General features: G+C 70.5%; 13 protein-coding genes. 3 read left to right on the forward strand and 10 right to left on the reverse strand.

The genetic code is table 11. From position 1 onward, the window contains the following. Positions 1–18: 18 nt before the first annotated feature. Together PXH83_RS13025 and PXH83_RS13030 are read left to right on the forward strand one after the other, a co-directional pair. A complete protein-coding gene (locus tag PXH83_RS13025) occupies positions 19–1,068 on the forward strand; it encodes a C40 family peptidase (protein ID WP_274560093.1) in 1,050 nt (349 codons plus the stop codon). Between the two features lie 297 nt (positions 1,069–1,365). Further along, positions 1,366–2,721, forward strand: coding sequence for a PP2C family protein-serine/threonine phosphatase (locus PXH83_RS13030; RefSeq protein WP_274560094.1), 1,356 nt, complete (start codon positions 1,366–1,368; stop codon positions 2,719–2,721). A 46-nt stretch (positions 2,722–2,767) separates the two neighbouring features. On the opposite strand, the gene PXH83_RS13035 is transcribed toward PXH83_RS13030, so the two are convergent. The 6 genes from PXH83_RS13035 to PXH83_RS13060 all read right to left on the reverse strand — a co-directional run bounded on the left by PXH83_RS13035 (position 2,768) and on the right by PXH83_RS13060 (position 7,740). After that, positions 2,768–3,112: a DUF2516 family protein gene (locus PXH83_RS13035; RefSeq protein WP_274560095.1), complete on the reverse strand. Its 345-nt coding sequence runs from the start codon at positions 3,110–3,112 to the stop codon at positions 2,768–2,770. 111 nt (positions 3,113–3,223) lie between these two features. After that, entirely contained in the window at positions 3,224–3,808 is a 585-nt protein-coding gene (locus PXH83_RS13040; RefSeq protein ID WP_274560096.1) for a hypothetical protein, read from the reverse strand. A 20-nt stretch (positions 3,809–3,828) separates the two neighbouring features. Next, entirely contained in the window at positions 3,829–4,218 is a 390-nt protein-coding gene (locus tag PXH83_RS13045) for a helix-turn-helix domain-containing protein (RefSeq protein WP_214929047.1), read from the reverse strand. A 209-nt stretch (positions 4,219–4,427) separates the two neighbouring features. After that, on the reverse strand, positions 4,428–4,931 hold the full coding sequence (locus PXH83_RS13050) for a DinB family protein (protein WP_274560097.1): 504 nt from the start codon (positions 4,929–4,931) through the stop codon (positions 4,428–4,430). A 112-nt stretch (positions 4,932–5,043) separates the two neighbouring features. Next, complete coding sequence (locus PXH83_RS13055) at positions 5,044–7,083, reverse strand: HelD family protein (RefSeq protein ID WP_274560099.1); 2,040 nt, start codon at positions 7,081–7,083, stop codon at positions 5,044–5,046. A 42-nt stretch (positions 7,084–7,125) separates the two neighbouring features. After that, positions 7,126–7,740, reverse strand: a complete 615-nt coding sequence (locus PXH83_RS13060; RefSeq protein WP_274560100.1) for a TetR family transcriptional regulator — start codon at positions 7,738–7,740, stop codon at positions 7,126–7,128. Between the two features lie 109 nt (positions 7,741–7,849). Between PXH83_RS13060 and PXH83_RS13065 the strand changes: the two genes are divergently transcribed. Further along, complete coding sequence (locus PXH83_RS13065) at positions 7,850–8,839, forward strand: zinc-binding dehydrogenase (protein ID WP_274560101.1); 990 nt, start codon at positions 7,850–7,852, stop codon at positions 8,837–8,839. Between the two features lie 210 nt (positions 8,840–9,049). Here PXH83_RS13065 and PXH83_RS13070 read toward each other — a convergent pair whose 3' ends face one another. The 4 genes from PXH83_RS13070 to PXH83_RS13085 form a co-directional block, all read right to left on the reverse strand. After that, positions 9,050–9,589, reverse strand: coding sequence for a cupin domain-containing protein (locus PXH83_RS13070; RefSeq protein ID WP_420803159.1), 540 nt, complete (start codon positions 9,587–9,589; stop codon positions 9,050–9,052). Beyond that, positions 9,586–10,809, reverse strand: coding sequence for a cytochrome P450 (locus PXH83_RS13075; protein WP_274560102.1), 1,224 nt, complete (start codon positions 10,807–10,809; stop codon positions 9,586–9,588). The genes PXH83_RS13070 and PXH83_RS13075 overlap by 4 nt, the downstream gene beginning before the upstream one ends. Before the next feature lie 42 nt (positions 10,810–10,851). Next, the gene (locus tag PXH83_RS13080; protein WP_274560103.1) at positions 10,852–12,018 is read right to left on the reverse strand and encodes a type III polyketide synthase; all 1,167 of its coding nucleotides are present in this window, start codon (positions 12,016–12,018) and stop codon (positions 10,852–10,854) included. Between the two features lie 219 nt (positions 12,019–12,237). Continuing rightward, positions 12,238–14,226, reverse strand: coding sequence for an aminoglycoside phosphotransferase family protein (locus tag PXH83_RS13085; RefSeq protein WP_274560105.1), 1,989 nt, complete (start codon positions 14,224–14,226; stop codon positions 12,238–12,240). Positions 14,227–14,320: the final 94 nt, after the last annotated feature.

Here is a 14,320-nt window from a genome sequence, read left to right on the forward strand (position 1 = left end):
GGGACCCGGGGGGAGATCGTGAACCGACGTAGCAGCGCAGCTGCCGCAATCGCGCTGGTCTGCGCCTTGACCGTGCTGGCGGCACCTGGGCAGGCGTTCGCCGACCCGAAGCCGGCCAAGCCTCCGAGAAGCGAGCAGAGCCTCCAGGAAGTACGCGGCGAGATCGACGCCCTCTACCGCAAGGCAGGGGCCGCCACGGACGCGTACAACCTCGCCGAGGAGCGGGCCGACAAGCAGTCGGCCGAGATCGTGAAACTGGCCAAGGAGATCGTCAAGGGCCAGAAGCGGATCGACGGGCTGAAGAAGCGGGTGGGCGCCGAGGCGCGCGCGCAGTACCGCAACGGCGGCCTGCCGCCCGAGGCCCAGATGATGCTCAGCGGCGACCCCAGCCACTTCCTGGACGGGGCGGGCCGGATCCGCGAGGGCCAGCAGGCGGCCAAGGGGCTCCTTGGCGAACTGGCCCGCACGCAGGCCGACTTGGAGGCCTACACCAAGGACGCGGCCTCCCAGTGGGAGCAGCTGGAGGCCGGCCGCAAGAAGAAGGAAGCGGCGAAGAAGGAGATCAAGAAGCAGATCTCCGCCGCCGAGAAGCTCGAAGCCACGCTGGAGAAGGAGGAGCGCGAGCGGCTCCTCAAGATGGAGCAGGACGCGGCGTACAAAGCGCAGACCGCCTGGCTCGACTCCGGCGCGCTCAGGGGCATCGGCGGCGAGGCGTCGGACGCCGGGAAGACCGCCGTGGCGTACGCGACGGCGCAGATCGGCAAGCCGTACGTGTGGGGTGCGGAGGGTCCGGGGTCCTTCGACTGCTCCGGCCTGACGTCGCAGGCGTGGCTGGCGGCCGGGCGCGGCATACCGCGCACGTCGCAGGAGCAGTGGAAGCGGCTGCCGCGCGTCGACGTGAAGGACATGCGCCCCGGCGACCTGATCGTGTACTTCGACGACGCGAGCCACATCGGGATGTACGTGGGCGACGGAGCGATGGTGCACGCCCCGCGTCCGGGCCGGGACGTGACGATCGCGGGGGCGGGCTCGATGCCGATCCTCGGCGTCGTACGGCCGGACAGGTGAATCGCGCCGGTGAAATCGGACAGGTGAAGCCGGGCGAATAAGCCGGTGGGCAAAAGGGAGAAACGGGAGTAACGGGGATCACGCGGGGCGTCCTGGACGGGCGCTCCGGGCGTGATGTTCGTCATGGGGCCGTTCCGCCCCAACCCCTCCGGATGCGTTGCGGGACGCGGCATATGACTGCGGCGGCTTTCAGATCGCCATTCCGTTGCGGCGCCCGGTAACGCTAAGGTCCCCGTTTGGCGGCGCGTCGATCGATGTGTCGCCGCGCCCTCGGGGGGAGGGAAGGAAACCGAACCGATGCCCGTACCCGTACCGCGGCAGCGACAGAGTCCGGCCGTGGAGAACGGTCAGGCCGTCCTGCCGAAGCAGCAAACCGGGAGCGCCCTGGACGGCAGAGAGGCCACGGCGCCCACCGCGCCCGCCATGTCCGCCGTCTCTGCCGTGTCCGCGAACAAGCACGACCTCACCCTGCTGGTGATCGAGGACGACCCGGCGGGGACGTTCACCGTGCCCTCGCTGCTCGACGCCGCCGGGACCCGGGTACGGATCCGCACCGCCCGCAACCTCACCGAGGCCGAGCGGCTGCTCACGGACGACGTCCACTGCATCCTCCTGGACCTGTCCCTCCCGACCCCGTCCGGCTCCGACGAGGGCGACGAGCTGGCCACGCTGCGGCACGTACTGCGGCTCGCGCCGGGTCACGCCGTGCTGGCGCTGACCGCCGAGACCGACGCCGAGCGTGCCGCTGACGCGGTGCGCGTCGGCGCGCAGGACTACCTGTTCCGCGACGAGCTCGACGGGCGCCAGCTCAGCCGCGCCATCCGGTACGCGGTCGAGCGCAAGCGCGCCGACACCGCGCAGCACAAGCTGGCCGAGTCGCGGCTGCGTGCCCAGGAGAACGCCCGCCTGGAGCGCGGCCTGCTGCCGACCCCGCTGCTCGAAGGCTCGAACCTGCGCTTCGCCTCCCGCTACCGGCCGGGGCGCTCGCGCGCGCTGCTCGGCGGCGACTTCTACGACACGGTCCGTACGTCCGACGGCACGGTCCACGCGATGATCGGCGACGTCTGCGGCCACGGCCCGGACGAGGCGGCGCTCGGTGTCGAACTGCGCATCGCCTGGCGGGCATTGACCTTCGCGGGCCTGTGCGGCGACGAGCTGCTCTCCACGCTGCAGCAGGTCCTGGAGCACGAGCGGGAGAACGACGAGATCTTCGCGACGCTCTGCACGGTCGACATCGCGCCGGACGGACGGCGGGCCGGCATGTGCCTGGCCGGCCACCCGTCACCGCTGATAGCCCGCCAAGGCCGGCCGGCGCAGCTGCTCCCGTACGACGACGGGGGCCCCGCGCTCGGCCTGTTGCCGCGTGCCCGCTGGTCGCGCCGCCAGGTCGAGCTGGGGGGCTCCTGGAGCCTGATGATGTACACGGACGGCCTGATAGAGGGACGCGTCGGCCCGCCGGAGGCGAAGCAGCGGCTCGGTCAGGACGGAATGGTCGAAATGATCAACCGCCAGCTGGCGGCCGGTCTCAGCGGCGAGGCGCTCCTGGAGGCCGCGGTCAACGAGGCGCGGGACCTGAACGGCGGTGAGCTGACGGACGACGTGGCGCTCCTGCTCCTCGACCGCAGAGAGGACCTGAGGCCCGCCAGGACCTGAGGCCCTCCGGGGCCTGAGGTCCTCCGGGGCCTGAGGCTTTGAGCGCTCAGCGCCCGCCGTTGTACGGCCCGTAGGGGCCGTCGCTGCTGCTGCCGCCCCGGCGTCCGCCGCGGCCGCCGCCGCCCGAGACCTGCTTGATCGCGGGCCGTACGTCGACCATGAACACGATCGTCGCGACCAGCCCCGCGATCTGCAGGAACAGCATCGGAACGAACAGGTTCACGGCCACCGTGACGCCGAGGAGGACCAGCCAGAAGACCTTGGTCTGCTTGTCGGCGGCTCGGTACGCGTCCTCACGGGCCGTCACGGCGAAGAACAGCGCCACCACGGCGAGGACGAGCATGGCGAGGTAGAGCAACGACACCAGATTGCCGAATCCCGAGAGCAACATGCTGTGCACCGCCTAAAAAGTGGATGAGCGCCTCGCGGCCAAGGTACCTGGACAACGAGCCGGACACCCATAATGGTGCCCGGCCCGCGCCGCAGAGCTAACTCTGCCTGCCTACTTGTCGGCGGGCGGCGTGGTCTTCTTCGCCGCCGGCTTGCGCGCGGGCGCCTTCTTGGCCGGAGCGGCCTTGGACTCGGCGGCCTTGGGCTCCTCCGCCTTGGCCTCCGACTCCGCCTTGGGCTCGGTGTCGGGCTCGACGGCGACCGCGATCTCGGTGAGCTCCTCGGCGGCCTCGCCGCGCCACGCCTTCACGCTCTGCTCGCCGTGCTCGGCGACCTTCTCGTACGTCTCACGCGCCTTGACCGCGTACTCGGCGGCCACGCCCACGCTCCGCAGTGCCAGGTGCTGGGCCTGCTCGCCCATCTTCTTCAGGTCGGTGTCCAGGGTGCCGAGCACCTCGCTGACCTTCGCCTGGACGGTGGCCTGCGCCTCCTTGGCCTGGCTGGCCACCTTCTCCTGGACGGCCTTGGGGTCGGTGTTGCGCACGGCTTCGATACGGGCCGGAGCCTCGGCGCGCAGCTGCCCGATCAGCGCGGGCACCTTCTTGGCCTGCTGGACGGCGAGGTCCGCGGTGCCGGCCGCGAAGTAGAGGGGAGTCGGGTCGGTGAGGGTCTTACGCAGGTCATCGGTGATGGCCATGACTGTGGTCCTCCCGGATCTCAGTTCTCGTTCGAGGGTGAGGGGGCATCACTACCGGCGGGATCCGTTCCGTTTTCCTTCCGGAACGAGTCGTAGATCTGCAGCAGCACCTGCTTCTGCCGCTCGTTTATCGAGGGGTCGGCGAGGATGACCGCACGCGTCTCCAGCTCCTCGCGCTCCCGCTCGTCAAGGATCCCGGCCTGGACGTACAGCGTCTCGGCGGAGATCCGCAGCGCCTTCGCAAGCTGCTGCAGGATGTCCGCGCTCGGCTTGCGCAGGCCGCGCTCGATCTGACTCAGGTACGGATTGGACACCCCGGCGGCTTCGGCGAGCTGCCGCAGCGACAGCTGCGCACTGCGCCGCTGCTCGCGCAGGTACTCGCCGAGGTTGCCGACGTTGAGTGATGCCATACCTCGATGGTGCGCCATCGGTGCTAACTATTGCAAGCGAACGCTTGCAATAGTGTCCTACGCCACCGGATCGGGCGTAGCTGAGGGGGTCGTCGTCCGGGTCGGCCCACATGTTGGGGTAGACGGGTGCCCGGCTCCATCGTGCGGTTTGGTCACTGATGCGTTCCATGTCCTTTTGTGAGGGCCCAAGCTCGCTAGTGCGTGGCCTCCTAGACGCCGGTCCGACCGTCGGCCAGCTCCCGCAGCATGTCGAGATGGCCGTTGTGCCGGGCCGTCTCCTCGATCAGGTGCAGGATGACCCAGCGCAGATTGACGTGCGTGCCGTTGCGCGACGGGGTCTTGGCCTTCGCATCGAGTTCGGTGGCGGCGACCAGCTCCCGGTAACGGGCGCTCTGCGCCTCGTACTCCGCCAGAAGTTCCGCCAGCGGGATGTCGACGGCGATCCGCATCTCGCGGTCGGGATCCTCGTCCGTCCACGGCCCCTGGTCCTCTTCCCCGAGGAACGCCACCTGGAACCAGTAGTACTCGACCCAGCGGAGGTGATTGATCAGCCCGCACAGGGTCATCAGCGGCGACCCCGGGAGCGGCGCCTTGCGCGCGTCTTCCGCCGATACGCCGTCGCACTTCGCGCGAGCGGTGTCCCTGACGTAGTCGAGGAAGGTGGTCAACGAGGCGCGCTCGTCGAACGTCGTTGGCATGTCAGTTCGTGTCATTGGGCTGAATAATCATCGGCCCTTGGTCCCCTGTCGAGCCATTAAGGGACCAAGCCCCGGGCGAGCGAGGCCGGATGGGCCACCGGCCCGACCCCGCACCCGACGGATGACCTCACCCCACCATCTCCACCGGCAGCGGCAGCCGGTGCAGGACGACCAGCCGGCTGACCGCCCGCGTCAGCACCACGTACAGCCGGTGCAACCCCCGCCCCTCGGCCCCCACAATCGCAGCCGGCTCCACCACCACGACATGGTCGTACTCCAGCCCCTTGACCATCGCCGCAGCCACCACGGACACCCGAGCCTCCTCAGCCAGCCCCGCCACCCCCAACGCCTCTCGCAAAGCCCCTACCTCCCCCGCATCCGCGATCACTCCCACCGACCCCTCCCTCCCCAGCGCCACCCGCACCGCATCCACCGTCGCCGCCACCACATCCGGCACCTCACGTATCGTCAGCTCCCCTCCCCCGCGCAGTGACCGCCCGAGCGGTACGTCGACATCCAGCGCCCCGAGCAGCCGGTTCGCCAACGCCACAATCGCCTGCGGTACGCGAAAGCCCGCCGTCAGCGGGACGACCACGGCCGTGTCCTTGCCCAGGTGCGCAAGGAGTTCCGGCCACGTACGGGCCGCCCACGGCGTCGTACCCTGCGCAAGATCGCCCAGCACCGTCACCGAGCCGAAGTCGACGCGGCGGGCGATCGCCCGGCACTGCATCGGGGAGAGGTCCTGCGCCTCGTCGATGACGATGTGGCCGTAGCTCTCCGGGCGTTCGATCAGGCCCGCGACCTCGTCGATCAACACCAGGTCCGCGGCCGACCACTTGGCGCTCTTCCAGGAGCGCGGCGGCGCGGCCCACCGGATCGCCCGCCGCTCAGCGGCCGTAAGAAGCGGGTCGCAGGGGTCCGCGAGCACCCCCGCCACCACCTCCTCCGCCCGCACCTTCGGCCACACGGAGTCCACGAACGCCCCGATCGCCCGAGCCCGTCCCATCCTCCTCAGCCACTCGTTCCCCGGCGGCCCCGCCCGGCGCTCGGCCTGCAGCTGAAGGGCGCGGACGGCACGCGTCCGGACGCGTTCGCGGCCGACGGCGTACGGCGGCGCCTCCGCCCGTACCTCCGCGACGATCCGCTCCAGTTCGCCGAGCGGAATCCTCCAGCGGTACGAGCCGTCCGGTACGGCGACGGATTCGACGGGCGCCGACACCCGCCCGTAGAGCGCGCGGCGCAGCACCGCCGCCATCCGGGCATCGTGCTTGACGACGGCTGCCGCCGGCTCGTCCTCCGCGCGTATCGGATGGCGGGCCAGCTCGTCGTCGACGGTCGACTGCCGGATGCCCGTCTCGCCAAGAGCCGGAAGCACCTCGGAGATGTACGAGAGGAAGGCCCGGTTGGGCCCGAGGATGAGCAGACCGCTGCGCTGCAGGCGCTGCGGATACGTATAGAGCAGGTACGCGGCGCGGTGCAGCCCGACGGCGGTCTTCCCGGTGCCGGGTGCGCCCTGTACGCAGACCGACGCGGCGAGCTCGGAGCGTACGAGATCGTCCTGTTCGGGCTGGATCGTGGCGGCGATGTCGCGCATCGGGCCGACGCGGGGCCGTTCGATCTCCCCGGCGAGGATGCCACCCGGTGCGCCACCGGGGCCTCCATCCGGTGCGCCACCGGGGCCGACGCCGGGGCCGCCACCAGGAGCGCCCCCCATCAGCCACTCGTCCTCCAGCCCCGTCAGATCCTCCGACGCCCCCTTGCTCCACGGCGCCCAGCCGAACCGGCGTCGCACCACGACCCCCTGCGGGTCGCGCGCGCTCGCCCGGTAGAAGGTGCGGGACACAGGCGCGCGCCAGTCGATCACCAGCGGCGGATCGGCCGGGTGCTCGGCGATGCGGCGGCGGCCGATGTGGTGGCTCTGCCCGTCGGCCAGGTCGATGCGCCCGAAGAAGAGCGGGCTCTCGGGCTCCTCCCGCAACTCCTTGGCGTAGCTGCGCAGATGGAAGCCGAGAACTTCGGCGTCGGCGCCGGAGGCGGAGACGTCCTCGCCGGTGACGACCTGTTCACCGGTGCCCTCGGTCATCCGGGTCAGGGCAGCGCGGCAGGCGTCGTGGAAGGTCCGTTCCTGGCTGAGTGCATGGCTGAGTGCATGGTCGGGTGACGTCATGCACCAAGAATAACGTTACCTAGTAACAAAATAGAGCGAGCACTAAAATTGGCCCCCGAGCCCCTCCCGCAACTGCCCGAACGCCCGGTCCGCCGCCTCCACCGCCCCCGGCAGCAACACCTCCGCGCTCTCCCCCGCCTCGATCCGCCGCCAGTTCTCCTCGGCGAGGATCCGCTGTACGGCGACGATCTGACCGGCGGCGAGCCGCGAAGCGAGTACGTCGGGCCCGTCCAGGGCGGCGGCCAGCGCCTCCTCGGAACGGTTCAGGTAGGCGAAGAGCCTCGCGACGAGGCTCGGAGTCCCGTACAGCAGCCGGTGAAAGGCGAGCACCTCGGCGGCATCGCTCAGTCCGGTCACCGGATCGCGCGCTTCGAGCCGGGCCACGAAGTGCCGGTGCAGGGCGTCCAGCGGCGAAAGCCCCTCCGCCCGTCCGGCGAGCACGACCCGGGCCGGCTCGTCCTCGTGGTCGGCGAACCGGTGCAGCGCGAGGTCCTCCTTGGAGGGGAAGTAGCGGAAGAGGGTCGGCTTGGAGATGTCGGCCGCGGCGGCCACCTCCGCCACGGAGACGTTGTCGAAGCCCTTCTCCAGGAAGAGGGCGATCGCGACGTCGGAGATCACCCGGTACATCTGCTGCTTCTTACGCTCCCGCAAACCCATGACCAGGAGCGTACGCGCTTGACCTCAATCGGACTTGAGGTCACAGACTCGTGCGCAGCACACGGGCACACAGGCACACAGGCACACCGAGTGAGTGGGGAGAGACGTCATGCGCGCAATTCAGGTGACGGAATTCGGCGGTCCGGAGGTCCTGGTGGCGACCGAGCTGCCGGACCCGGTGGCCGGGCCGGGCGAGGTCGTCGTAGGGGTCGCGGTGGCCGACACCCTCTACGTCGAGACGCAGATCCGCAGCGGCTGGGGCGAGTACTTCGACGTCACCCCGCCCTACGTGCCGGGCGGCGGCGCCGCCGGCACCGTGCTGGCAGTCGGCGAGGGCGTGGACCCGGCGTGGGTCGGGCGCCGGGTCGTGGCGGGCCCTGGTGTCAGCGGGACGTACGCCGAGCAGGTCGTCGCCCCCGTCGACCGGCTGACGCCGGTACCGGACGGCCTCGGCCTGCGCGAGGCCGCCGCACTCGCCCACGACGGTGTCACCGGCACCGGCATCCTCGACGCGATACGCATCCGGGCGGGCGAGCGGGTCCTGATCCTGGGCGCGTCGGGCGGCATGGGCACGCTGCTGGTGCAGATGGCGCACGCGGCCGGGGCGCATGTCGTGGGGGCGGCGCGGGGCAAGCAGAAGCTGGATCTCGTACGGGAGCTGGGAGCCGACGCGGTCGTGGACTACTCCGAGCCGGGCTGGACGGAGCGGGCCCGCGAGGCCCTGGGTGGCGTCGGCGCGGACGTCCTCCTTGACGGCGTGGGCGGTGAACTCGGCCTCGCTGCCTTCGCGTTGACGGCCGACGGCGGCCGCGTATCGGCGCACGGCGCACCGAGCGGCGGCTTCGCGGCGATCGACGCGGGCGAGGCGGAGCGCCGCGGCATCACGCTGCGGGGCATCGCGGAGGTCCAGTTCGCGGCGGAGACGATCACGCGACTGTCGGGGAGGGCGCTGGCAGAGGCGGCCGCGGGACGGCTTCGCCCGGTGATCGCCGCGACGTTCCCGCTGGAGGGGGCGGCGGATGCGCACAGGGCGATCGAGGCACGGTCGGTGGCGGGCAAGGCACTGCTCACGGTCGGCGAGGGCACCTTGCGCAGGTAGGGCGAGGGGCCACCGTGGCGCGAGGGGTCCCAGTGGCGCGGGGCGCCCAAGCCACGCAAGGACCCAGCCACGCAAGGACCCAGCCACGCAAGGACCCAGCCACGCAACGGCCCAAGCCACGCAACGGCCCAAGCCGCGCAGCGGCCCAAGTAACGCAACGCGCCCCAGCAGCGCGCCCGAGCAGCGCGCCCGAGCAGCGCGCCGCACCATTCAGCCGTCGTGCCGCAGCGGCGTGATCTGTTCGATGTCGTAGCGCACGCGCAGAGCGGCGATCGCCGCCTGGTCGACGCCCGACCCACCGGCACTGTTCAGGATGTCGAGCAGTTCCTCGAAGTACTTCTCGTGGTCCGGGGGCGGCGACGCCTGGAAGAACATCCGGGCAGGGTCCGACGTCGGGTTGGCGAAGGCGTGCGGACAGCCCGGCGGGACGAGGATGACCGTGCCCGCCGTGGCCCGTACGTACCGGCGCCCGGACGCCGACTCCCACTCCCGCCAGTTGTCGGGCGTCCGCACGCGCGGCTCGAAGGCGAGCACGTCGAGCTCGCCTTCGAGTACGTAGAACAACTCCTCGCTGCGGGCGTGCGCGTGCGCCCCGACATCGAAGCCCGGCGGAACGACCACCTCGAAACTGGACGCGCCGCGCGCGTGATCCCCGGTCACCTTGAACGTCACCCGCTGCGCCGCAGCGGCCAGAGTGCGCCCCTCGCCCGGCGGCACGACCAGGCCCTCCGGAGGGCTGACGAGAGTCACCAGGCGACCGGCAGGGCACGCGGGCCCCGGATGAGCGGACGCGGGGTCCAGGTGATCTCCTCGGCGGGTACGGCCAGCCGCAGATCCGGGAACCGTCGCAGCAGGGTGGAAAGCATGACCTCGGACTCCATCCGGGCGAGCATCGCGGCCAGACAGTGGTGCTGCCCGTGGCCGAAGGACACATGGGCGTTGTCGGTCCGGTCGAAGTCGATCCGGTCCGGGTCCTCGAACGCCGCAGGGTCGCGGTTCGCGGTGAGGTACGAGGCGTAGACGATGTCGCCGGCCGGGATGACGACCTCCCCCACCGCCACGTCCTCGGTCGCGATCCGGCCGATGCCCACTCCCCTGCGGTGCGGGATGTACCGCAGCAACTCCTCGACAGCGGCGGGCAGTACGGCCGGATCGCTCCGCAGCCGGTCCCACAGTCCGGGGCGGGTGAGCAGCAGATACACCATGTTGGCGCTGTTGTTGGTGACGGCGTGCAGCCCGCTGATCTGAATGGTGACGGCGAGTGCGACGGCCTCCCCCTCGCTCAGGTGCCCCTGCGCGAGCTCGGCCGCCAACAGGGCGGCGACGTCGTCCCCGCGTTCACCGGCGCGGCTCTGCAGAAGAGTCCCGAAGTACGCCTGGATCTCCTGCTGCGCCCGTTCGCTGTCCTCCCGGCTGTGGGCCGCCGACAGGATGAGCTCGGTGCACCGCGCGAGCGCGGGGCGGTCCGGCTCGGGCACCCCCATCAGTTCGCTCGTCACGGCCATCGGCAGCGGCCTGTGCAGATGGGCGACGAGGTCCAGGGGAGGTCCGTGGTCGGCCATGGTGTCCGCCAGTTCGTCGGCGATCCTGCGGGCCCGGACCCGCAGGCTGTCCACGCGACGGGAGGTGAAGGCCTTCGCCACGGTCCGGCGCAGCCGGGTGTGCTCGGGCGGGTCGGCGTACCCGACGGCTTCGTTGGCCGCGACCTGGTGCGGCGACATGCGGGTGACGTCCTTCCCGGCGACTTCGGTCCGGCTGAACCGGGGGTCGGAGGTGACGAGCCGGACGTCTTCGTAGCGGGTCACCAGCCAGGCGTGGCCGGTGCCGTACGGCAGCCGGATGCGGGAGACGGGCTCCTCGCGCAGCTGACGGGCGAGGAAGGGGTCGAATTCCATCTCCGGTACGTCTTCCAGGTCCCAGAGGTGGACCGGGGGAGGTGTGGTGACGGTGGGGGGAAGCAACTCGGTCATCTCCGGTCCTGTGTTCACGGTCCTGTGTTCACGGTCCTGTGTTCACGGTCCTGTGTTCACAGTGCTGTGTTCACACTGCGGGGCATTCCCTTCCAGCACCGCGACCGCAGGCAGCCCGGCGGTCATCGGGGAGAGGAAGGTGCGTACGGGGGCAGGAACGGTGTCCGTGACCCAGCTGCCGAGGGTGATCTCGGCCGTGATGCCCGGCCCGAAGCCCGCGATGAGACCCCGCGCGGAGTCGACGGCGGAGCCTTCGTCGAAGAATCTGCCGAGGGCGTCCAGCACCACGGCGCTCGCGATATTGCCGTACTCGGTCAGCGTCGCCCGGCTGAAGCGGAATGCCTCGGGGGGTACGTCGAGGAAGCGGCACAGGTCGTCCAGGATGCGCGGACCGCCGGCATGCACGAGGTAGAAATCGAGCTGTCCGGCGTCCCAGCCGTGCTGGGCGGCCAGTTCCTTGAGAGCCGGGGCCAGTGGCTCCATGGTGCCGGGGACTCGTTTGTCCAGCAGGAAGTGGAATCCGGTCTCGCGGACGCTGTACGCGATCCAGTCCTCGGTGTCGGGCACCAGGTGGGAGCCGTTGCGCTCCAGCGATATGCCGGTGCCTCCGGTGCCGCGCAGGGCGACGGCCGCCACCGCGTCACCGAACAGCCCGTTGGAGAGCAGCGATCCGATGCCGATGTCGGTGGGCTGGTAGCAGAGCGAGCAGAATTCGCACGAGACCACCAGCGCGTTGGCGCCCGGATAGGCGGTGCAGAAGTCGTGGGACCGGTTGATCGCCGCCCCGCCCGCCGCGCAGCCGAGCTGGGCGATCGGCATCTGCCGGGTGTCGGAGCGGAACCCCATGGTGTTGATCATCCAGGCTGTCAGGGACGGCATCATGAAGCCGGTGCACGAGACGTAGACGATGAGGCCGATGTCGGCCGGCCGTAGTTCGGCGTGGTCGAGCGCGCGCCGTACGACCTCCGGCACCCGGGCCTTGGCCTCGGACTCGTATCGCAGGTTGCGCGCCCGGAGCCCTGGGTGGCGCAGGGTCTCCTCGATCGGCTGGACAAGGTGGCGTTTTCGTACGCCGGTGTTTTCGATCAGCCTTAGCGCCAGAGCGAGTTGAGGATGATCGGCGTGCAGCGTCCGGGCCAGGTCGAGCGTCTGCTCGACGGTGATGATGTGCTCGGGTACGGAAACAGCCGGTCTGCACAGCGTTGCCATCGGAGCACCCCTCAAGGTCATGCGATGCCCCAATACGGGCTACCGCTCGTCTGCGGCCGGGTAGGACCCTGAGCAAATTTCCCCATGAGCGGGCATACGCCAATCGCATAAGATGACGAGTGCACCCGAACGTGTCTCAAGTGCGGGCCCACCGGCCCCGCCACCCTGCCCCGGCAGCGGACTCCGGCTACCCTTCGGCCCGCGTGTCGGAGAGGCTGTTCAGGAGGCGGACGGCGTAAGTGTCGCCAGGGCAAGGCAAGGATTGTCCGTCCTGGCGCCCCGCAGACCGAGGGAAGCCGTGGCCGCCTGCAAGGTCATCGAGTACGAGTCGACGGCCCTGCGCACATTGGGCGCGTCCAGGCTCGCCCCGGTGACCAGACGGTCGAGGTCCACGTAGGCGGAGCGGACGGTCTCGATCCAGCGGTACGTGCGCAGGTCCTGCTCCCAGCCGTCCACGTATGCGTCGCCGCGCGCCCCCAGCCTGCGTTCCCAGCGCTCGTACATCCGCCGCCGGATCTCGGGCCGGTGCGGGGTCAGGTGCAGATGGCGCACCAGGTCGTACAGCGGGTCGCCCACCATCGCCATCTCCCAGTCGATGAGGACGAGTTGGCCGGACCGGTCGCCTCGGACGAGGTTCCAGGGGTTGAGGTCGCCGTGCAGCAGGACCGGGGCGCGCGGGGTGACGGTGTGCCGCGCCAGGATCTGCTTCAGCCGCTGTGCGCCGGGCAGGCCGAGAACGCGGGCCAGTTGGAGAGACTCCTTGGGCAGGGCGCCGACCATCTCCACGAGACGGTCGCTCAGCCAGTGGTAGAAGCCGTCCTTGCCCATGGTGGGGTCGAGGGCGGCGGCGTCCACGTCGACCAGGGCGCAGAGCTGGTCGACGAGATCGTCGGCTTCGTGCGGCAGCAGGCCGTTGACCGGGTGGTTCGGCGGCCGTGACCCGTCGGCCGGGCCTTCGTAGGAGTGCACGGCGAACCGGTCCGACAGTGCGCTGACGCCCGTCGCGTAGATCCTGGGCGCCCGCACCCTGCCCCGCAGGCCTTCCAGTGCTTTCAGCACCACATGCTCATCGAGGAAGCACGGCTCCCTGCGGCCGGCCGCGTTCAGTTTGCGGCGTACGACGACGGTGGCACCGGTGCTCGGGACCTGTACGACGGTATTGAGGTGCCCGGTGCCCTTGAACACCCGCCGGGCGGGGGCGGCTCCCTCCGCGGCGAGGGCCTCGGTCACCGCGCTCCAGGGGAAGGCGGGGTCTTCGGGAATGTGCTCGTCCGTCACCCAGGAGACGGCGGGCGAGGATGCGGGCAGGCAGGTTCCGGACCGGCCGACGCGGGCCGCGTGCCAGCGGTAGAGGATTCGCTCGATCTCGGCTCTGCCCGGCACGTCGGACAGCCTCAGCGGCTGCCGCGCGAGGCCGAGCGCCCGCTCCACGGCCTCCGCCGCCGCCTCCAGTCCCTCGGGCTGCTGCTCCCGCCCCAGGGATCTGGCCGCGAGCATCACGTCCGGATATACGGACTGGGCGTACTCGAAGTCCACGTAGTGGCGCAGGTCGGATTTCAGGCCGTTGGCGGCCGCCGGTCTCATCCGGAGCATGGCCCGGTACCAGGCGCGCTCGGCCTCCTCCCGCTGAGATTCGTCCGGGTACCGCATCCGCACGAGGTGGGTGGCCAGATCGTGCAGCGGGTCTCCGTACGTGGCCCGCCTCCAGTCCGCGCAGGTCACCGGCGGGTCCGCATGCGGGAAGACGATCACGTTGTCCCGGTGCAGGTCGGTATGGAGCAGGCCGAACGGGCGGCCGACCATGGGCGGCACCCGCGCGGCAAACGCCGTCAGAGCGTCCTCCGGGATTCCCAGGGCCGCGAACAGCCCGCCGAATTCGGGCCGGTTCGGCCGGCATACGTGCTGTTCGGTGAGCAGGGCCAGCTTGCGGAGGAACGACCGGCCGTGTCCGTCGCGGGGCCACTCCGGGGGCAGCCTGGGCAGGTCCTCCCGGCGCAGTACGGCCAGTTGCGCGAGGAGTCCGGCCAGCGCCTGGATCAGCCACGAGTCGACGGGCTTGCCGTTCTCACTGATGCTGGAGAGCCGCACGCCTTCCGCATACCTATGCAGAGGGTCGGGTGCGTGGGGCAGCACCTTTTTGACGGCGGCAAGGACCTGGGCTTCGTCCTGCCAGGTCCTGATCACCACGGCCGCAGGGAGACTGCCCACGGGCCTCTCCTGGATACTCGCGCGGGGGGATCTATGACGATGCGCACAGAGTAACTGCGAAGTTCCTTGGTTACACCGTGACTTGGGGCACCTT

The organism is Streptomyces spiramyceticus, from assembly GCF_028807635.1.
GTDB lineage: Bacteria > Actinomycetota > Actinomycetes > Streptomycetales > Streptomycetaceae > Streptomyces > Streptomyces spiramyceticus.

What these genes read in the sequence shown, in the direction of transcription:
- PXH83_RS13030 (WP_274560094.1), top strand. Translation starts at nt 1,366, where the DNA reads ATGCCCGTACCCGTACCGCGGCAGCGACAGAGTCCGGCCGTGGAGAAC.
- PXH83_RS13035 (WP_274560095.1), bottom strand. Translation starts at nt 3,112, where the DNA reads ATGTTGCTCTCGGGATTCGGCAATCTGGTGTCGTTGCTCTACCTCGCC.
- PXH83_RS13040 (WP_274560096.1), bottom strand. Translation starts at nt 3,808, where the DNA reads ATGGCCATCACCGATGACCTGCGTAAGACCCTCACCGACCCGACTCCC.
- PXH83_RS13045 (WP_214929047.1), bottom strand. Translation starts at nt 4,218, where the DNA reads ATGGCATCACTCAACGTCGGCAACCTCGGCGAGTACCTGCGCGAGCAG.
- PXH83_RS13050 (WP_274560097.1), bottom strand. Translation starts at nt 4,931, where the DNA reads ATGACACGAACTGACATGCCAACGACGTTCGACGAGCGCGCCTCGTTG.
- PXH83_RS13055 (WP_274560099.1), bottom strand. Translation starts at nt 7,083, where the DNA reads ATGACGTCACCCGACCATGCACTCAGCCATGCACTCAGCCAGGAACGG.
- PXH83_RS13060 (WP_274560100.1), bottom strand. Translation starts at nt 7,740, where the DNA reads ATGGGTTTGCGGGAGCGTAAGAAGCAGCAGATGTACCGGGTGATCTCC.
- PXH83_RS13065 (WP_274560101.1), top strand. Translation starts at nt 7,850, where the DNA reads ATGCGCGCAATTCAGGTGACGGAATTCGGCGGTCCGGAGGTCCTGGTG.
- PXH83_RS13075 (WP_274560102.1), bottom strand. Translation starts at nt 10,809, where the DNA reads ATGACCGAGTTGCTTCCCCCCACCGTCACCACACCTCCCCCGGTCCAC.
- PXH83_RS13080 (WP_274560103.1), bottom strand. Translation starts at nt 12,018, where the DNA reads ATGGCAACGCTGTGCAGACCGGCTGTTTCCGTACCCGAGCACATCATC.